This window comes from Pelosinus sp. IPA-1, assembly GCF_030269905.1.
Lineage (GTDB): Bacteria > Bacillota > Negativicutes > DSM-13327 > DSM-13327 > Pelosinus.
In genome coordinates this window covers 272,894-292,388 of record NZ_BSVC01000005.1, presented here as the reverse complement: position 1 = coordinate 292,388, position 19,495 = coordinate 272,894, and the positions used below count along the sequence as shown (strand labels likewise).

The 19,495-nt window shown below is 39.9% G+C and carries 19 protein-coding genes; 11 read left to right on the top strand and 8 right to left on the bottom strand.

Annotated elements, in window-relative coordinates; translation table 11 throughout:
- Positions 1-34: 34 nt before the first annotated feature.
- From QSJ81_RS14145 to QSJ81_RS14135, 3 genes are all read right to left on the bottom strand, one after another.
- Entirely contained in the window at positions 35-1,048 is a 1,014-nt protein-coding gene (locus tag QSJ81_RS14145) for an alpha/beta hydrolase family protein (protein ID WP_285718025.1), read from the bottom strand.
- Between the two features lie 35 nt (positions 1,049-1,083).
- A complete protein-coding gene (locus QSJ81_RS14140) occupies positions 1,084-1,707 on the bottom strand; it encodes a GNAT family N-acetyltransferase (RefSeq protein WP_285718024.1) in 624 nt (207 codons plus the stop codon).
- A 250-nt stretch (positions 1,708-1,957) separates the two neighbouring features.
- The gene (locus QSJ81_RS14135) at positions 1,958-2,584 is read right to left on the bottom strand and encodes a TetR/AcrR family transcriptional regulator (protein ID WP_285718023.1); all 627 of its coding nucleotides are present in this window, start codon (positions 2,582-2,584) and stop codon (positions 1,958-1,960) included.
- A 260-nt stretch (positions 2,585-2,844) separates the two neighbouring features.
- Between QSJ81_RS14135 and QSJ81_RS14130 the strand changes: the two genes are divergently transcribed.
- From QSJ81_RS14130 to QSJ81_RS14095, 8 genes are all read left to right on the top strand, one after another.
- On the top strand, positions 2,845-3,654 hold the full coding sequence (locus QSJ81_RS14130; RefSeq protein WP_285718022.1) for a MerR family transcriptional regulator: 810 nt from the start codon (positions 2,845-2,847) through the stop codon (positions 3,652-3,654).
- Positions 3,655-3,716: 62 nt separating this feature from the next.
- On the top strand, positions 3,717-5,024 hold the full coding sequence (locus tag QSJ81_RS14125) for an MATE family efflux transporter (RefSeq protein ID WP_285718021.1): 1,308 nt from the start codon (positions 3,717-3,719) through the stop codon (positions 5,022-5,024).
- A 170-nt stretch (positions 5,025-5,194) separates the two neighbouring features.
- Entirely contained in the window at positions 5,195-5,827 is a 633-nt protein-coding gene (locus tag QSJ81_RS14120) for a CBO0543 family protein (RefSeq protein WP_285718020.1), read from the top strand.
- A 270-nt stretch (positions 5,828-6,097) separates the two neighbouring features.
- On the top strand, positions 6,098-6,817 hold the full coding sequence (locus QSJ81_RS14115) for a tetratricopeptide repeat protein (RefSeq protein WP_285718019.1): 720 nt from the start codon (positions 6,098-6,100) through the stop codon (positions 6,815-6,817).
- Positions 6,818-7,240: 423 nt separating this feature from the next.
- On the top strand, positions 7,241-7,801 hold the full coding sequence (locus tag QSJ81_RS14110) for an acyloxyacyl hydrolase (RefSeq protein ID WP_285718018.1): 561 nt from the start codon (positions 7,241-7,243) through the stop codon (positions 7,799-7,801).
- A 328-nt stretch (positions 7,802-8,129) separates the two neighbouring features.
- The gene (locus QSJ81_RS14105) at positions 8,130-8,765 is read left to right on the top strand and encodes a helix-turn-helix transcriptional regulator (protein WP_285718017.1); all 636 of its coding nucleotides are present in this window, start codon (positions 8,130-8,132) and stop codon (positions 8,763-8,765) included.
- 14 nt (positions 8,766-8,779) lie between these two features.
- Positions 8,780-9,163, top strand: a complete 384-nt coding sequence (locus QSJ81_RS14100) for a RidA family protein (protein WP_285718016.1) — start codon at positions 8,780-8,782, stop codon at positions 9,161-9,163.
- Positions 9,160-10,254 carry a threonine synthase gene (locus tag QSJ81_RS14095; RefSeq protein ID WP_285718015.1) on the top strand — a complete coding sequence of 365 codons (1,095 nt, stop codon included), beginning with the start codon at positions 9,160-9,162 and terminating at the stop codon, positions 10,252-10,254. The genes QSJ81_RS14100 and QSJ81_RS14095 overlap by 4 nt, the downstream gene beginning before the upstream one ends.
- 59 nt (positions 10,255-10,313) lie before the next feature.
- On the opposite strand, the gene QSJ81_RS14090 is transcribed toward QSJ81_RS14095, so the two are convergent.
- Complete coding sequence (locus tag QSJ81_RS14090) at positions 10,314-11,201, bottom strand: VOC family protein (protein WP_285718014.1); 888 nt, start codon at positions 11,199-11,201, stop codon at positions 10,314-10,316.
- Between the two features lie 744 nt (positions 11,202-11,945).
- On the opposite strand from QSJ81_RS14090, the gene QSJ81_RS14085 reads away from it, so the two are divergent.
- Positions 11,946-12,689, top strand: coding sequence for a tetratricopeptide repeat protein (locus QSJ81_RS14085; protein ID WP_285718013.1), 744 nt, complete (start codon positions 11,946-11,948; stop codon positions 12,687-12,689).
- Between the two features lie 158 nt (positions 12,690-12,847).
- On the opposite strand, the gene QSJ81_RS14080 is transcribed toward QSJ81_RS14085, so the two are convergent.
- Positions 12,848-13,609, bottom strand: a complete 762-nt coding sequence (locus QSJ81_RS14080; RefSeq protein ID WP_285718012.1) for an SDR family oxidoreductase — start codon at positions 13,607-13,609, stop codon at positions 12,848-12,850.
- 138 nt (positions 13,610-13,747) lie between these two features.
- Between QSJ81_RS14080 and QSJ81_RS14075 the strand changes: the two genes are divergently transcribed.
- Both QSJ81_RS14075 and QSJ81_RS14070 read left to right on the top strand, forming a co-directional pair.
- Positions 13,748-14,311 carry a TetR/AcrR family transcriptional regulator gene (locus tag QSJ81_RS14075; protein ID WP_285718011.1) on the top strand — a complete coding sequence of 188 codons (564 nt, stop codon included), beginning with the start codon at positions 13,748-13,750 and terminating at the stop codon, positions 14,309-14,311.
- A gap of 285 nt (positions 14,312-14,596) precedes the next feature.
- Positions 14,597-15,874, top strand: a complete 1,278-nt coding sequence (locus QSJ81_RS14070) for an aminotransferase class V-fold PLP-dependent enzyme (protein ID WP_285718010.1) — start codon at positions 14,597-14,599, stop codon at positions 15,872-15,874.
- Positions 15,875-16,035: 161 nt separating this feature from the next.
- Here the strand turns inward: QSJ81_RS14070 and QSJ81_RS14065 are convergent, their stop codons facing one another.
- From QSJ81_RS14065 to QSJ81_RS14055, 3 genes are all read right to left on the bottom strand, one after another.
- Positions 16,036-17,238 carry a CynX/NimT family MFS transporter gene (locus QSJ81_RS14065; RefSeq protein WP_285718009.1) on the bottom strand — a complete coding sequence of 401 codons (1,203 nt, stop codon included), beginning with the start codon at positions 17,236-17,238 and terminating at the stop codon, positions 16,036-16,038.
- A 282-nt stretch (positions 17,239-17,520) separates the two neighbouring features.
- Positions 17,521-18,816 (bottom strand): TolC family protein, encoded by a 1,296-nt coding sequence (locus QSJ81_RS14060; RefSeq protein ID WP_285718008.1) that lies wholly within the window; start codon positions 18,814-18,816, stop codon positions 17,521-17,523.
- 189 nt (positions 18,817-19,005) lie between these two features.
- Complete coding sequence (locus tag QSJ81_RS14055; protein ID WP_285718007.1) at positions 19,006-19,449, bottom strand: universal stress protein; 444 nt, start codon at positions 19,447-19,449, stop codon at positions 19,006-19,008.
- Positions 19,450-19,495 lie beyond the last annotated feature (46 nt).

Sequence of the window (19,495 nt, the reverse complement as noted above, 5' to 3'; positions counted from 1 at the left end):
AGGGCGAGTTAGTTGCCCCGAGAGATGGAAGGAGTTATTTCTTTTCGGGAAGTTTCTTCAAAAATTGCTCTATTTGATCCATATAACCGGGGACGGTGATTTGCCTTGGAGCGAAAAGACTTATCAATACTGCTCGAAATTCCGAATCAGCAGTTTCTTTGCTTAGCATGGAATGTTCCGTATTAGGAAAGACAGCGACGGTTAGCAACGACGATTTAACCATGTTACGATACACCTGCTCTGTCTCTTTTACATTAACATGTACATCTTCCTCACCTAATAGCAATAGTACAGGAGAATTAAAATGACGAAGGTCATCGGTTGCATCCGATAAATAGTTTTTGCTGACAAATGTCCATCGATCTTTTGACATTAAACTATTTTCATGGGCAATTTTTAGATATTCTTCATAGGAGGCATGACCTTCTAAAAGTTGCTGCACTTGCCGATCATACGCTTCTTTGCTTTGAATTTCGACTTCGGAGCGGTCATCCTTTTCCATTGTTTTGCGGGTATGATATTTTCCCTGGGTCAACCAGTTAATTGCAGGCGATACAACAAGACTGAATGCGAGAGGCTCCTTCTCGGCAAGCTTTGGAATAACCCACCCCGCTTGGCTGGCTCCCCAAACTCCAATCTGTTTTTCGTCAATCATTGGCTGCTTTTTTACCCATTCAATGGCCTGACGAGCCTCTTCTACACGGTCGTCCATGCTTTGATCTAACCAATTGCCTTCTGATCCGTTAATTCCTCTTTTGTTGAGGGATAAGGAGGCGTAACCAAGGGAAGTTAGCCGCTCCCATAGCGGCTTATAACCATCATTATGCGAGGCACCAAGAGGTCCGTCACCATGAATAAACAAGACTAATCCCAGCTTACCTGAATAGTTCTCGGGCAGTACCAACGTTCCCGTCAATTTTCCTTCGGGTGAAGGGATCTCAACAGATTGCTCGACCATGTTGAAACTGTTTTGCTTAAAAACAAAAAGTGCCGTGCCACAAAATAGCAAAACAATGACAATCATAGAAATTCTAATCTTTTTTTCCATAATTACTCCCCAAATTATTCCTAAAAAAGTATTATTTATTTCAATCTAAACACCATATAATCCCATTTTAATTCATTAAATAGAAAATGCCGTGCTAAGCTATTCTTCTGGTAATGAGTGTGGAATGACATCTGTTCATATAGCTGCTTGGCCTGTTGATTTTTACCTGAAACGTGCAAGCTTAACACATCTAGGAGTGGCTCGGTTTTTACATGATGCTGCGCCCACTGCAGTAACCGTTTCCCGATTCCTTTGCCTCGATGCGCCGGATGGACAGAAACATCTTCAATATAACATTCTCTTGCTTGTGGCTGGTGGTTTAAGAAATATAGCGCGAGAAATAATTTAACGAGAGTCCACTTTCTAAACATTTTGAGGCTCTGCCACGGAAATTTTTGCTCTTGCTTTAGGTCTGATTCTGTCTTCCACTTTATGGACAGGCTTCCTATCACTTCTCCATCTTGTAGGGCAACAATTCTTTGACTTGCTGGTTCGGCGGGACTGTGATCAAAAAGCTTTTCGAAAAAAAGAGCAAGATTGTCATCATTCAAGTTTGTAAGGGGTTGAAATTTCCCACGAAATCCGTGAACAAGCAAGCGGCTAACTTGCTGATTGTACTTTGCCTGCATCGGTTCAATAATTATGGGTGCAACCGTCATGTTTGAACCTCCTTCGGAATGTTTTTCAGTTACTGCGAGTGGCGCATCTTCCAGTTATGAATAAGCGAATAGACGACAGGCAGGACTAACGGAGCCGGATTGATTTTCTTTGATCAACCAGGATTTTTTTTGCTGTCTCTGCTTCGGCGGCTTTTACCGCCGGACTATGCGTGAGTGCCAGGTTGAATTGCATTAAAACTGACTTGGGTCAGTTGAAGGATGAAAAAAGATGCGTGGTTTCGACGCAATCTTACAGTTGGGTAAGGGATAATTCGAGAGCTTCTTTCTCGATCCCCAGGATTCGCTCCAATACGGATTCGGCAACCTTTACTTTATTGATAAAGACTGTGGATGGTTCTCTTAAATAAGAGGCTTCCCATAAGCAATTCAAAGTACTCCAGAAAAAAGCAATGGTTTCTTCTTGATATACCACATGCATAGTCCCCTCCTGATTTCCCTGTTGGATCATGTCAGCTAGAAGTGGGTTAAAGACGGTTTCGAGCTGATGTTGCCAGGTCTTGTATAGTAAGTCGAATTGTTCCTCAGCCCATAGTCTGTCAAATAGAACATCAAGCGGACTGGGAAGAAACAGCTGTACAATGAAGGATTGTAGTTTGCCTAATGCGGTAAAATGGCGGCTTTCTAATTTGAAGGAGGTGGCCATTTCAGTTGCCCAACGGTTGCAAATGCTTTCCAGCATGGCTTCTTTGGTAGGAAAATAGTAATAGAAGGTTCCTTTGGCTACTCCGATTTTTTTTACAATATCAATAATCATTGTTTTTTCGTAGCCGACGGAACAAAATAACGCAAAAGCCGCATCGATTAACTCTGTACGTCGGACTTCGGGATCTTTTTTGATTCTAGTAATGGTAACCACCTCTTAACCGGTATTTCCGATCCTATTGTCACAGAGATGCGGAAGTATTTTAGTAACGCGGCATATCCGTTACTGACCTGGGTCAATTGTATTTTATAGTGGTATGTATTGTCAAGAAAAAAGTGTAGGGGTAGCAGGGAGGAGCTCCAGGATAGACATGATATAATAATCGTATAAATTGTTAGTCTGTAGTCACTGTGCTTTGATGTTCAGGTTGTGGTACAGTATGGCAGTCTAATAGGATTAGGCAGGTAAAGTATATGAAGTATAAATGGACGATTGGTGAAATGGCAAAACTGTTCGATGTGTCAACCGATACGTTGCGTTATTATGAGAAGGCTGGATTGCTTTCGTCGGGCAGACACCGCGATAATGGATACCGGTATTATTCCTATGATGACCTTGTAGTTCTTATGGATATTTTACTTTTCCGTAATCTAGAGGTAGCCGTTAAAGATATTCGATCGATGGTAGCAACAATGGATCTTGGAGATATTAAACAGATACTGATACAAAATGAAAGACTTGTTGAGGAGAAAATTGAAGCTTTAATTAGGCAAAGGACACTTCTCGCGCAAATGACTGCCCAATATGAACTATGTGAACAACAACTCGGCAAGTTTTCGATTGTTCCGGCGCCCACATTTAAATGTAAATTTTGGAGTGCACAGGCAGAGGATCTGCTTACGATTATTCGTCAATATAAAAAGCCGGATCGGACTTGGCTGAATACGATTCGCTATACTTTGCTGCTGCCGCCAGATGAAATACTCAATAATCGGAGTTTTCATTTGGCGCAAATTGGCATCAGTTTTGATGAAGATACGCTGAGTAGACTTGATCTTTCTGAGCAGCAAGAGTTTTCTTCTTTGCCCGCAAAGGATTGTCTGTATACGGTATTGGGTACCGATTATTCCAGGAAAGAAAATACGGTACTGGTTGAAGCATTGGCTTGGCTGAAAGAGCAGGGGAGGCAAGTTGAGGGGCCTTTGCTTGGACGATACCTGGCAAGTGTTCATAAAGACGGTCTTGATTACTACGAAATTTGGCTTGTATTACATTCTACTTGACCTTGGAGTTGCTCCAAGGTTTATTCTTTTATATAGGGGTGAGCTATATGAAAGAAAATATTTTGGGTACAGAAAGTATTAACAAGTTATTTTTACACTACAGTATTCCGACCATTGCCGCTATGTTGTTTTTAGGCTTGAATACGATTGTGGACGGATTATTTGTAGGCCGCTATATAGGGACTGACGCTTTGGCTTCTGTTAATATTGCGATGCCATTTAGTAGTTTCTTGTTTGCACTTAGTGTGGTCATTGGCATTGGGGCACAAAGTTTGATTGGTAGAAAACTGGGGGCGGGCAGTGTCGTGGAAGCCAATACCGCTTTTACAACAGCAGTGATGCTTGCAGTTGGAGCTTCGCTGCTGTTTACGGCAGCTGCGGTGGTTTTTCCTGTACAGATTGCGTATTTTCTGGGAGCTAATGAGCATTTAATGCCACAGGTAGCGGCATATATTCGTTATTTAGGATTGTTTCTGCCCTTTTTGGCGCTCATGATGGTGTTGGATTATGTCTTGAAGACGATGGCTATGCCTGTTTATGCTATGCTGGCTCTGGTGGTTGCCGTCAGCAGTCATATATTGTTCAATTGGCTTCTTCTTGCCAAGCTTACAATGGGAATTAAAGGGGCGGCGATTGCTACCGGGATTGGTTATAGTATTGCATTTGGTATGGCAATCTTGCCGTTTCTTCGCAAAAAAGCAGTGTTAAAACCGTTTGCCGGCAGTTTTGATAAACAGACAGCCCGCCATATTCTCTATAGCGGTTCATCAGAAGGGCTAAGCGAGATGGGAACAGGGATTACCACTTTTTTATTTAATATTACGCTAATGCGTTATGTGGGGGAAATGGGGGTAGCTGCCTTTACGGTCATTAGTTACTTGTCGTTTATTGGCAACAATGTACTCCTTGGGTTATCCGACGGCGTAGGAGCAATCATCAGCTACAATTACGGCAGCCGTCAGATGGCGCGGGTAAAAAAAGCCTTAAAGCTGGTTTCTGCTACTGCTTTTGTAATTGGCTTGGGAATTTTTATTGCGATATTTGTTTTTAGCAAAGAAGTCATTACGCTATTTTTAAATGACGGACATGAAAATGTGCTTGCATTTGCTGTATATGGTGCAAAATTATATGCGTTTGCCTTTTTGGTAAATGGCTTAAACATTGTTGCAGCCGGTTATTTTACTGCCATTGGCACTCCGAAACAGGCGTTATTCATCGCTTTGAGCAAAGGGATCGTCTGGATAGCGATCGGCATTACTGTGTTGCCGCTTTTGTTTGGTATTCAAGGCATCTGGCTGACGGTACCCATAGCAGAGATTGTTACGGTTGTGTTGTCAGGATTTTTACTGTATCGACACTTTAAACATTAAATTCTCAATAAATAAAAAATGCTACTCATAATCTACCTTATTAGTAGATTATGGGTAGCTTGTCTTGCACACTTAAACACTGGAGATTATCCTGACGATTTTCTATGGAATAATAATCTAAATCATGGGGCAATTTATGAGTAATACCACTTTTAAGTAGGGGGGAACTTATGGACAGTTATGCATTGCTTCACCAGCTTCGACTTCAATCCTCGGAAGTTAAGAACCAACTATGGATCCAGAATTTTTTAACCCCTCACTGGTGGCTCATAGCAATCACTATTGTCGCTTCCTATGTTATCTGGTGGAAGTTTGTGGACAAACGCCGTGTAATCGAGATACTTCTCTTTGGCTCGTATATTGCTGTCTCCCGAGTTATCTTTGATGATTGGGGTATTTCTTCAGGACGTTGGACTTATATCTTCGACCTACTCCCGGTGGGATATAGTTTATTTTTAAATGACTTAACTGTTGTTCCTCTTTTTCTTATGTTAGTCTATCAGTATTCCCCTGACTGGAAAACCTTCATAGTTTGGCTTTTAGTAGTCCAGGGTATTACCTCATTTGCGCTCTTGCCGCTTCTTTCTTATTTGGGTATCCTTAAACTATATAATTGGACCTACTATGGTTCATTTATTTTTATGCTGGTAACAGCAATCGTGATGAGAGCTATCATGATTTTCGGCATAAGTCTCCAAAAGGAAAGTAGAGTGAATCATCCAGAACAAAGCCCTTCTACACTCGTATCACAACCCGCTATGAAACCAATAGAAACCAATGATGATGAAAAAGAAGGCCACTGAAAATGGTCTTTTTTTATGCTCCAAAGCATAAAAGAGAGTTATCGACCTCTTTACATGTCACATGACTGTCATATCCTTCCTGTAAAATAAACAATGCTTTAAGTTTATTCGGTTAGGTACAATTGCTGGATATGCGCATCTCCTTATCGATAGTTTGCTGATAACCCTCTATATCTTTCTGCAGATGCCATAGCAATCCATAAATGATATAGTTACATTTAGAAAACAATAGAAGTAAAAAAGAAGATTCGACGATAAGGAGTAGTTAACTTGAAAAAGAGATGGATAATAATTGTTGTGTATCTAATTAGTCTAAGTAGTTTACCATTTTTTCATTCAATAGGGTATGCACAGGAGGTGGAGCAAGTTGAGGCGCTTACTAAGCAAATAGAGGCAAGACCCAACTCTGCCATACTATATTTTTTACGTGGATTTCAGTATGCAGAGGCAAAACAATATGATCTTGCAGTCAAAGACTATAGTAAGGCAATCGAATTGCAACCTCAAGGATCGCTGTTTTACATTTGTCGTGCCTATTCCTATTCCGAGCTGAAAAAGTATGATATGGCGATGACTGATTGCAATAGAGCGATTGATTTAGACCCGAAGAATGCGGAATATTACTCGGAACGTGGCTATACAGAATGGAAAATGGGTAATTTCTCTCGATCAATTGATGACTTTACAAAAGCCATTGAATTAAACCCTACGGCTCATTTTTATGATGGTCGTGGAAATGCATACGGATGTATAGGGAAATATAATGAGGCCGTTAGTGATTTTGAAAAAGCCGTACAATTAAATCCCAAAGAAGGCATGGCATATTTTAATTTAGCGCAAGCGTATGACCTACAAGGAGATACGGAACGTTCTCTCACAAATTATCAGCAGGCAGCTAAAATTGGAGTTTCGGATCTATCCGAGGCTGGCCAAGCTAAACTTGAGGCACGTCTAAATGGAGATTGGAGTAATTTTAGGGAATGGATATAGAATAACGAGTGAAACATTGAAGACACCTTGGTAAAATAACAGTTATAATAGAAAGAATTAGTTCCAGTTAACAATTTCTAAAAAGAAGCTATCTAGAATCTACCTTATTTGTAGATTCTAGATAGCTTTTCTCTTTTAGAAGGATTGCGGTAGTAGAATATAGAAAATTTGAATGTATCATATGGAATCGGGTCAATAGCCTGTCGTTATTTCTTTAAAAAAAATTACATTATTAAATAAATTAAATAGGGTCCCAAAAAATGGAATAAAAATTTCAATACTTGATACTTTTAACAGGAGAACCAACTCGGTATAGCGAATATAAATCATGTTTCTCTTTATTTTCGTTGAAAAGGAACTATGGTTATTTTTGTATAATAGCAACGATATAATATAGAAAACTCATACGAGGAGTGTTGTTTTGTGCGCAGGTTAATTTGTTTCGTTATGGTTATTAATATTTTGCTGATTTTCATGCCGGGAAAATCATATTGCGCCGAATCCAAGGTTGAACTGGATTGGGACTACTTGACTCACGCGAGCTTCAAAGATCGCTATATTGACACGGTATCATTACATATACTTGAAAATATTTCGAAAAAAGAGAATCGGTCTATCTATCGAGGTATTACAATTACACGGCCGTTTGGGTACATGAATGATGATAATCATCAGCGGAAGGACAGTTCCGCAATTGGTGTCGGGCCTGTTTACATGATTCGCAATGAGAAAAAGCTTTCTGGAAAGCTATCTGAAGCATTAGATATGAGCGGCGGATTTATTGTATATGACAAAACATTTCCGGCTGAAGGAAGACCGTATAATTTTATGTGGCGAATAGGGCCTCGATTCATTTATAAAATCAGCGAAAACTCTTCCGTAAGTATCGGGTATATGCTAATGCATGTTTCCAATGGTTTTAGAGCTCATAATCCTGGATATAACGGTCAAGGAGTTTCAGTGGGCTTTGTGGAAAAATTTTAAATCTACAAAATTCTAAGTGGAATACATAAAAATGCTATAACACAGGAAACGGCAAGGCTCAGAATCTCTGAAGCCTTGCCGTTTCTGTGTTACAAGAAGATGCCATAGGGCTTTATATCAAATACTAGCCTCCTACTCGATTGTTTCTAGACTTTATGACACAAACTGATAATCATATAAAAAAATATATAAAAATAACAACAAAATATAAAATTATATATATAAGTGCTTGACGAAATGGGCTAGTAATTGTATATTTTATATAAATAATTATACAAAATATACAGTGTGTATAAAAAAATATATAAACAGGTAGGGGATATAAAAAGTGCATCCAATATTAAAGGCATATATTCCAGTGGCAAATATGCTTACACAGACATTTGGGAAAAGCTGTGAAATAGTTATCCATGATTTGACACAGCCAGAAAGTTCAGTAGTATATGTGGCAAATGGCACTGTAACCAGTCGAAAAGAGGGCCAGTCATTTGATCATCTCATCCGCCAAGTCTTGCTCAACAAGAAGTTTAAAGATGATTGTACCGCCAACTATGTTTTTGAAGCGGAGAATGGCAAAAAAGTCAAGTCTTCGTCCGCGCTCATTCGTAATCCGGAAGGTGAAGTAGTAGGAATGCTCTGTATCAATTATGACTTGACTGTATCTAATCTAATACAGGAAAGACTCAATGAGTTTCTCCCCGCATCTCCCTCCGAGCCGACCTCTACCGAAGATAGTGCTCCTAATCAAGATGTACTGACAATCATTGATGAACTAATTGATAATATCATCAAGAATACAGATGTCGGTAACTTAAAAAGAAGAGATAGCATAGAAATCATACGCTTCATGGATGAAAAAGGGGTGTTCTTGGTAAAAGGTGCAATTGATAAAGTAGCTGCAAGCATGGGCTTATCGAAGGTAACTATTTACAGTTACTTAGACGAGGTAAGAGGGAAAAAATAGGAAAGGAGTGGCATATGGAGAAGATAACACCTCAATATGATGGCGAAAACAAAGGGCATTACACGCCCGGGATTATTTCAAATGGAATGTTGTATATATCTGGACAGCTATCTATCGACCCTGATACTCGGAAAGTACCGGAGGGTGGGATAAAAGCACACGCTAGGCTTGCCTTGGAGAATGTGGAGCGCGTTCTAAAAGCAGCTGGAGTTTCTCGTACTGATATTGTCCAGTGTAGAGTATATGTATCGGATATTAACCAATGGGAGAGTGTTAACAATGTTTATACAGAGTTCTTCGGCGAACACAAACCGGCACGTATTGTTGTGCCTGTAGGTAAGCTCCACTTTGGTTGCCTTGTAGAAATTGAAGCGATTGCGGAGGTTAATAAACAATGAAATATATTTGTTCAAAATGCACAGAATCAGTAGCTGTAACGACTCGAAAGGCAAAGTGCGATTGTGGAGGTCTTTGGAAACTGGATTATAAGCCCCAAAAGTTTGATCTGTCATTAGTCGATCAAGATACCTGGAGTATCTTCCGCTATCGTGCTTTCATGCCTTTGGAAGGTGAGTATTGGCGGGAAATAACCCTAGGTGAAGGTATGACACCTGTGATTCGCTTTAATGAGGATGTACTGCTTAAAATGGATTATTTCATGCCGACTTTATCCTTCAAGGATAGAGGTGCTGCCGTATTGATGGCTCACTGTAAAGCAATTGGCGTAAATTCTGTCGTGCAAGACAGTAGCGGGAATGCCGGAAATAGCGTAGCGGCCTACTGCGCAAAAATCGGTATTGATTGTGAAATTTTTGTGCCTGAAGGTACTTCATCAAAGAAGATCGATATGATCAAGTCCCATAATGCCCGCGTTAATGTTGTTCCTGGTACGAGAGATAACTGTGCAGATGCCTGCAGAGCAAAAGTAGATACAGAGGGAAAGTATTACGCAAATCATGTGTATAATCCGTTCTTCTATGAAGGCACCAAAACTTACATTTACGAAGTCTATGAACAGCTGCACAGAATTCCTGCGAATATCTTTGTGCCGTTAGGAAACGGCACACTATTCATCGGCATTGTAAAGGCTTTAGAAGAACTTCTGGAAAGTGCTGTCATTGATAAAATGCCGCATATCGTAGCAGTTCAAAGTGAAAACTGTGATCCATTTATAAAAGCAGTGCTTGCTGGAGCGAAACATCCAACTTCTGTAACTCCCACCCCGACAATGGCAGAGGGAATTGCCATCGGTGTACCCATGCGTGGTGAAGAAATTTTGGAATATACCTACAAGTACAATATCGCAATAATTGCAGCCCCAGAAAATCGTATTATGGAAGCAAGAATGGCGCTTGCTGCAAAGGGTGTTTACTGTGAACATACAACCGCAGCCACTTATGCAGCCTATTTAAAGTATTGTGAATTAAATGGCAAGACAGCTGATTGTTTGCTTCCTATGTGTGGCGCGGGTCTTAAATCTGATCACTAATTAGCTGGCAAATATCATTTGCAGAAAATTATTTCATATTAGGGACGAACATTATACTATTATCGATTTCCTATACGCGCCTGCTCTAAGGCAGCTATATCAAATTTTTTCATTTTCAAGAAAGCGTCTGTGATTCTGCGGATCTCATCCCGTGATCCATTAAACAGGACCTCATCCAAATTTTGTGGAACAATCTGCCATGAAAGGCCGAATTTGTCCTTGAGCCAGCCGCATTGCTCTGCTTCAGGTACGGCAGAAAGGTTGTCCCAGTAGGTATCAATCTCCTTTTGATCTTTGCAGTTTACAATGAGTGAAAATGCTTCATTGAAACTGAAATCTACGTCAAAGCCATTATCCATTGCTGAAAAATCAATACCACAAAGTTTGAATGCAGCATAATTTACTTTTGCCTTGGATGACATTGCTTCTCCTGCGCCATATCTGCTGATGAATCCTACTTCTGATTTTTCGAAGATTTCCGCGTAGTACCTCATTGCTTCTTCCGCTTTTCCACAGACTTCGTTTGAGAAAAGCAGGTTTGGGGTAATCTTTTGAAATACTTTTCCACAGTCTGTAAGCATCAACTGCCAAGACAATCCATATCGATCTTGAACCCAGCCGTACCATTTGCTAAAGGGGTATTCACCAAGTGGCATTAATTCAGTGCCGCCTTCTAATAGCGCTGCCCATTTCGTATTTACTTCTTCTACAGAGTAGCACGCTACCATTAAGGACATGGATGGGTTAAATTTAAAATAGGGACCTGCACTAATTGCCTTGAAATGTTGCCCTGCCAATTCAAAACTTACAACTTCTGCATCTCCCGAAGGTGTGTTTTCGAGTACTGCCACATTTAATAGTTTCGATTGGTCAAATAAACTGATATAGAACAAGGCAGCCTCTTTGGCTTCTTTGTCATACCATAAATGAGGAACTATTTTTAGCATAAGGACCTCCTTCATATATCTACTAATTAAAATCCTCTTGCTTTCAATTGTCAGCAATTTGCCTGAGCGACTTCTTTTTTGCACCTTATATCTCATTATACCAATTAGGCTCATAGTTTAAACACTAAACACAAGGTGGATTAGGAAATCAACTGTCTTCTTTCTAATGAGTGAGGCAGTTTCTGATTTTATACCTAGCTAAAATGAGATAATTTGTACGGATAACAATAAGAGATAAACGCATTTGGTAGTTGAGTTTGTAGCTATTAAGGAATGTACTTTCATGATTATTTTATTATTCACTTCTTATAGCCATGATTCTTAAAGAAAAACTTTTAAAATGCCTCTAAAGGTTTACAAACTTCTTCAGGATAACCCGAATTGGATCATTAATCAATTGCAGTGGCTGCTTCAATATTTTCTTTTGCTTACTATGCAAACATGTAGCAAGACTTATTATTTATCGAAAGAGAAGCTACCCATAATCTACCTTTTAGTAGATTGATGGGTAGCTTCTCCTTGGATTTGGGGTAGCGGTGAAATGGGACAATTTAAACGTAATATCTAAGGTATTAGTGTGGCGAGTCAAAGAACCGTCACCTGATTCGATGATTAAGTAGTTTATTTCTTCTAGGACTATATCTTTCTACAGATGCTACAATTATCTATAAATGATATAGTTGGTTAAATGCAGAAAAAACAATTAGATTAAAAACAAAACCCAATTATAAGGAGTGTTATTACTTGAAAAAGATATGGATGCCTTTTAGGTTTTTAAAAGTAACTTTAATTGTTATTTGTCTAATTAGTTTAAGTAACGTTGTATTTGCTGCCCAAACTGGATATGCGGAAAAAGAGGAAAATAATAAGAGTGATGCATTTTCTAAACAAGCAGAATTACCAGACTCTACTGCTGTGAAATATTTTCTTCGGGGGCTAGATTATTTTGAAAAAAAACAATATGACCTTGCAATCGCTGATTATACCAGGGCAATAGAATTGCAGCCCGGAAGAGCTATTATTTATTATTGTCGTGCATATTCATATTCTGAGTTGAAAAAGTACGACTTGGCTATAAGTGATTGTAATAAGGCTATTGATTTAGAACCTAATAATGCTGACTATTATTCAGAACGTGGTTATGCAGAATCGAAAAACGAACTATTTTCTTACTCAATTAATGATTTTACAAAAGCTATTGAACTACAACCAAATACTTCTCGTTATTATGTTGGACGTGGTAATGCATATGGAGGCATGGGAAAATATAACGAGGCTATTGAGGATTTGGAAAAAGCATTACAATTAAAATCGAAAGACGGAGTGGCATACTTTAATCTTGCTCAGGTATATGAATTGTTAGGAGATAGGGAAATCTCTCTCTCAATGTATCAGGAAGCATCAAAATATGATCTACTTGAAATAGATCAATCTAAAATTAAGGCTCGGCTAAGTGGGGACTGGAGCAAATATAAAGAGTGGATATAAAATATTGAGGTAAAACATGTGTTCAATGGATTGAAGATCACAATCTTTCTCAAAATTAATTGTATTCTTCTTAGTAGATTATAGGTAGCTTCTCTTAGAATTGATGGGGAACATTCCCTTTTGACAAATAGGAACGTTCCTTCTGTCACTTCTTACTGTTATTTGATTGAATCTTTCATTGCGTTGTACATTTTTTCTGTGTACGCGTCAATTTCATCTCGTGACATACGCAAGCGACTTACGGACGTGCCATATCCAATTTCCGTTCTAGCTTCTTCTAATCCTTTGAAAATGCCGTCTGCGAAGGCATCTAGCGGTTCTCCATGTGTATGTAGCCCCTGTCCGGCTAAATCCGTATTTACTGCAGGTGGAGCTACTTCGATCACTTCTATTGATGTAGCTGAAAGCTGGTGTCTTAGGCTCATAGTAAAAGAATGAAGTGCCGATTTTGAGGCCGAATATATAGGGGCAATCGCAAGCGGTGTAAACGCCAGCCCAGATGTCACGTTAAGAATAGTCGCCGTACTTTTTTCAGCAAAGAATGGTGCGAATAGTATGGAAAGATGGATAGGTGCTTCAAGATTTGCTGTAATTTCTTTACTGAAGTAGCTCCAATTGTACTTCGCATCTGCTTTTAACACATTGAAGCGCTGTTGAATTCCTGCATTGTTGACTAATACATTTACCTCTGGATAATTCGCGGTTATCCAATCAAATAATGCGATACGCTCGGATTCTATCGTCAAATCGCATGTATGGGTAATGATGCCTGGAAATTGTTCTTTGGCTTTTTGTAGTGCGTTTTCACGTCGCCCGCAAATAATTACTTGATTTCCGCCTTTTATAAAGCGTTCCGCTAACGCCAACCCGATTCCGGAACCGCCACCAGTAATGAGTATTGTGTTTCCCGAAAGCTTCATATAAATTCCACCTTTCATTTAAAGTAATTAAAAACTAACTGGTTAGTTACATTTTAGAATAAACTAACCAGTTTGTCAATTATATAACGATATGATATATTGTGGATACTACATTCAAGTACAAGGAGGGGTTCCTAGTTGGGAAACGCTGAAGCAACAAAAGAGAAGATATTAGAGGCAGCTATGGAGGAATTCTCGTCCTATGGCATCGCTGGAGCACGCGTAGATCGTATTGCTAAAAAAGCGAAATGCAATAAGAACATGATCTATATTTACTTTGAAAATAAAGAGACACTCTTTATAACTGTTCTACAGAATAGCTTGAAACGTGTCTATGAGGAAATCACCTTCACACCTGATGATCTTCCCGACTACGCGGTAAAGGTATTTGATTTTGCTATGAAAAATCCCGAATTATTTCGATTAATGACCTGGTACAATTTGGAGCAAAATACTGTTAACTTAACTGAGCGTGCACTAGTCCAACAAAAAAAAATAACAGAGGTAGTGAATGCACAAAGTTCCGGACTGATTGGAACGACTTTCACTCCTGGTTTTATTCTGACTACAATCATGGTGTTAGCTACCGCATGGGCGCCTACAAATGCATTTGGTCCATCATATGAACCCAATACTTTGAAAACGCCAATCGAGACTAGGGATGCAATTTACAAAGTGATTAGCTTAATTACGAAAATGTGAAAAAGACTTTAAACTCCTATGCTCATTTCACTTGTTGAGAAGTGCTGCAATGATTTTCAAAGTCAAAGGTCATCTCATCTTCACTGGAATATGGGTGACAAAAGGGAACGTCTCTTCTGTCACTTCTTGTCATATTATAGCTTTAAAGGATATTGGAAGAGTAATCAGAAATAATAGTAGAGAAGTTTTACATATCATATCGGAGGGGTAAAATGTCCCGTGTCCCTTACAATCTCGGAGTGAAAACAGATGATGCTGGAGCATAAAAAGAAAGAGAGGGGTCAAATGAATAACGTAAGCAACGGAGTACTATTTTCAGATGGACTATCACAAGAAATAAAAGAGTGTTTTTATCATGTAGATAATGATCCAATTTTGGGTGAACGGCTTTTCTTTGCGAATGCTGGAGGATCATTTAGACTCAAAAAAGCAGTAGATACATTTGCAAGAATAGATTCTATTCCAGATTATCCAGGGCTCATTCATGAGAGGGCACGTTATTTAGAAAAAGTACAAGAAGATGGACTTAACGATATCAGAATTATCTTAAATGCAAAAGCTGGCAGTATCTTAACAACGCTTACAGCTTCACAGGCTATGTTCGATATGGTGAGGGCAATTGCTGAAAATGTCAGTGGGACAAATATGGTAACATCAATACTCGAGCATCCTTCGGCATATGACTCCATGGAGTACTACGCTGAAAAATTGAAAAAAGAATTTAGAGTAGCTAAAAGCAATCCTGTTACGGGCGGCGTGGATGTTGATGAACTTATTAAACTGGTAGATAAAGATACATGCCTCTTAAGTGTAATGTATGCATCTAACATTTCAGGTGCAATTTTTGATATTGAAACTATCGTAAAAAAAGCTCGCGCTATCAAACCCGATTTATATATTCTTGTAGATGCAGTACAACATACTCCTCATAGTGTAATCGACCTTCAAAAGATTCCTGTGGATGGTATTAATTTTGCTCCCTACAAATTTTTCGGATGTAGGGGTTTGGGGATTGCTTGGTTATCCGAAAGAGCCGCCGTGCTTCCGCATCATAAGATGACTGCTAAAGGTACAAATGTATGGGACCTTGGAAGTCCAGCTATATCACAATTTGCTGTAGTTACTGAGATTGTCAATTATGTGTGCTGGATCGGCGGAAAATTTATTAATAGCAATGACAGGCGTGAATTATTTGCATATGGCATGGAAAGGATTGCATTACAAGAAAGAGCTTTAATGGCCAGAATGCTTAATGGTACTGATGAAATCCCTGGACTTCGCAATATTAAAGGAGTTAAAGTATTCTTAGATTCTGAAGACCTTACCAAAAGAGATTTCATAATTGCAATGGGATTTGAAAATCTGGGATATGAGCAAGCAGTTCAAGAGTACGATAAAAAAGGAGTCATTGTATATGAAAGATTGACTTCTAGCCCCTATTCAAAGAGGATGCTTGATTCCTTCAAATTAGATGGTGCCCTTAGAATTGCACCGCTGCATTGTCATTCAGTTGCAGATATTGATAAATTCTTAATAGCAACAATGGAATTGTCTCGATTATAAATGAATATAAAAGAGAAGCTGCTCATAATCTTATGGGCAGCTTCTCTTTAAAGTTGATACAGTGTTAAGCTCTTGTCGTAGACTAACAATTTTTCCAAGGCAGTCATTCTTTGATGACTGCTTGCCATTGGCAGGTAATCGCGAATCTAACCCTGCTTGTCTTAATTAGGGCTTTGTTTGGGATCGTTCATTGGGAAAATGTATCGGTTTCGTCCGGCACCAAGACCGGCATATAGAAGAAGTAACGTGATAATTAGCCATACGACAATAGAAGAAGCCCAGGTTTGCGTGTAATCAAATAGATAACCAATTATAATCGGACCTGCGGCCGCGAACAAATAGCCCACAGACTGAGCCGTTCCCGATAACTCTGCAGCTTGAGCGCCATTGCTGCTGCGTAGTCCGATAAAAGTAAATGCTAAGCTGAAACAGGCACCTCCGCTAACGCCAATCAAGGCAACTGATGTAGTGAGCAGTATCATATTTTTACTCAGCAGAAGTCCAAGCAGTCCCATAAAATAGATCAGGCAGGAAACTGCCGTAATACCACGTTGGTCGTTGAGGCGATCAGCTAATATTGGTACGATAAACGAGGCAGGAATAGCAATGATCTGGGAAAAAGACAGTAGCCAGCCGGCAGTTGCCATACTTAAGCCATGGCTTTGGAGAATTGCAGGAAGCCAGGCAATGAAGCAATAAAAAAGAAATGACTGCAGCCCCATAAAGGAGGTCACTTGCCAGGCCAGAGAAGAATGCCAAACAGAGTTAGCGGTGGAAGCTGGTTTTGCGACTTTCACTACTCTTTTGCAATGATAAAGTTGAGGCAGCCAAAGGATGATGGCTGCTACAGCAACCAAGATCCACACCAGCAGGGACTGACGCCATCCCCAGTGGAGATCGTTGGCAAGCGGCACGCTCATGCCAGATGAAATTCCCGCCGAGAGAGACATGGCAATTGAAAAAATACTGGTTATTAGCCCCACTTTTCCGGGGAATTTTTGTTTTATAATACTGGGGATTAGAACATTACCGACCACAATTCCCGTACCAATCAGAAATGTTCCGGCGAACAAGGCGGTACTTCCTCCTGCAGAGCGCAGTAGTATGCCGGCAATTAATACAATAAGGCTAAGAAAAATGGCAAGTTCATTGCCTATTTTGGTGCCTAATTTAGAAGAGGGCAGCGAAAGTACGGCAAAGGTAAGCAATGGCAGTGTCGTAAGGAAGCCAGTCATACCGTTTGAAATACCAAGATCAGACCGTATATCACTAACGAGCGGCCCTACTGCTGTCAGCGGAGTTCTTAAATTAGAAGCAATAAAGATAATTCCTAAAACAAGTAATACATTCTTGTGTTTTAGCATAGGTGTAAGGTGTCCTTTCAGTTATCAATATTTTTAATTGATTACAAATATTGATTAAATTATAGATGAAGTGATTGATAGATAAAAATGTATAATTTATGCCGGCCACATACACACACCATGGAGATACACTGTCGAGCCTTACAACATGCTTGACACCGCCTTTACGCACCATCTTTCGACTGATGGGAACAGTTATACTTGTGGCTCTACTGGCCCAGTCCATCCATACATGTTTTTTATCACATTGTTCATGCACTGGCAGTATATTTCCTTATTGGTTTATTCGCTGCCTATCGACTTGTCGAGCCGAGCTTTGCTGATGTTATAGTCAAATAATGAGTTAGTATAGTTGGTTTTTGCCTGGTTTAGTGCCAGTTCGGCATCCATAACATCTAAATTGGTGCCGACACCGGCGCTATAAGCTCTTTGCGCAATATCAAAATTCACACTGGCTTCTTCAACAGCTAACTTGTTGGTACTTATTCGTTTTTCTGCTTCCTTCATACTCAAATAAGCATCGCTGATTTCCAAGGAAATGTTATCCTGTGTTTGTTGCGCTCGTTTTCGTGCGGCCAACTCGCCTGATTGTGCCTGCCTGATTTTGGCTTTGTTATTGCCGGAGTCAAATAGGTTAAATTGGGTTACTAACATAGCGGTCCAATCTCTGTTCGCCGTGCCTGCAAAGTCGTCATTATCCCAGGCCATGGTCCCGGTCAGCATAACCTTGGGATGTTGTCCGCTTTGGGCAATTTTGATTTGTGCTTCCTCTATTTTAATATTCGCCTGCTGTTGAGCCATCTCCGGACGATGCACCAATCCATAGGAGGTAATGTCGTCTAGAGCCAAAGCATATTCTTGATAGATTAGCGGTTCTGTCAGCGTAATTTCGCTGCGCAAGGGTAAGCCCATGGTTTTATTTAAGTTGTAGACGGCTAAATCATAATCGTTTTGCGCTTTTACTAAATCATTTTCCGCATTTGCCAGTTGGACCTTGGTTTGCAGTACGTCATGCCAGGGTGCCACGCCGGTATCGTACATTTGCCGGACACGATTAAGATGAGCGCTAAAATCATCTACCGTTTGTTTGGCGATTTCTAACAAAGTCTTTTTCTGCAGCACATTATAATAGCCTTCACTCGTTTCTAATTTGAGTTGTTGTTTGGTGGCTGCGCTTTCAAGCTGAGACACCTTGTGACTAAGTTTCGCTTGTTCAATCGTGTTTTCTACTTTACCACCGGTATAAAGTGGAATACTGGCGATAATCTGGTTGCTGAAATAGTTATAGGGAGAGACGGCCGCTGAAGAGGGTGACCATGTGGGCGGGGAATTTGAACGCATATCCGTATGGGTATAATCTAGGGATACGTTTTTATTGGTCTGAGCCTCTTTCAGTGCCCAAACTGACTGTTCTTGGCGTGCTTCTACAATTTGCAATGCCGGATTATTCTTATAAGTCAGAGCAATACTCGCATCAAGTGAGAGCTCCAGCGGTGCTGCTAGGGCAGTTGGACAAAATAGAGCGGACGCAAGAATTGATACGAAGAACGTTTTTATATAAAAATATGATGATTTCATAGTTGTCTCCTTTCGATTGGATTATTTTAAGTTTATATTGCTATGCCAAAGATATTTTATGCAAAGCAGCAGAGTGACAGGGGAATGCAGTAAGCTAAGAAAATGTCTGTCATTACGCTGCATTCGCCGCTGTCAGCTGATCATAAATATATGGGGAAAAGACTGCCGCGGTTTTAGTTGAGATGAAGATTATTTGATAATCAAAACAGGACATGGGGAATGATGGACGACGTATGTGCTGACACTTCCCAGAAGCAATCCGGAAATCGTTCCTAATCCCCGGCTGCCAATGACGATGACATCATAGCCATTTTGTGCGGCAAAATCGGTAATCAGAAGGCGCGGTTCGCCAACTTCGTTGTGTGTTTGAACGAGTATGTCTTCTGGAACTTGTTTGATAGCTTCTGACAGAATTGCTTTAGCAAAGTTTACTGGATCTGTAGATACGTTTGGCGGGATTTTGGATCCCTTGACTTGGTCATATAAAGGGACTTGCTGCGATAAAACTGATACGTAAAGAATCCCGATTTCGGCAGCAAAGGAACGGGCTAACGCTACTGCATGAGATAATGCTTTGCGTGAATGGACAGAACCGTCTACGGGGACTAAAATTTTTTTATACAAAACCTCCATGATAAGCAACTCCTTATAAAAATGTATTGGTGACCTAATAAGCTAA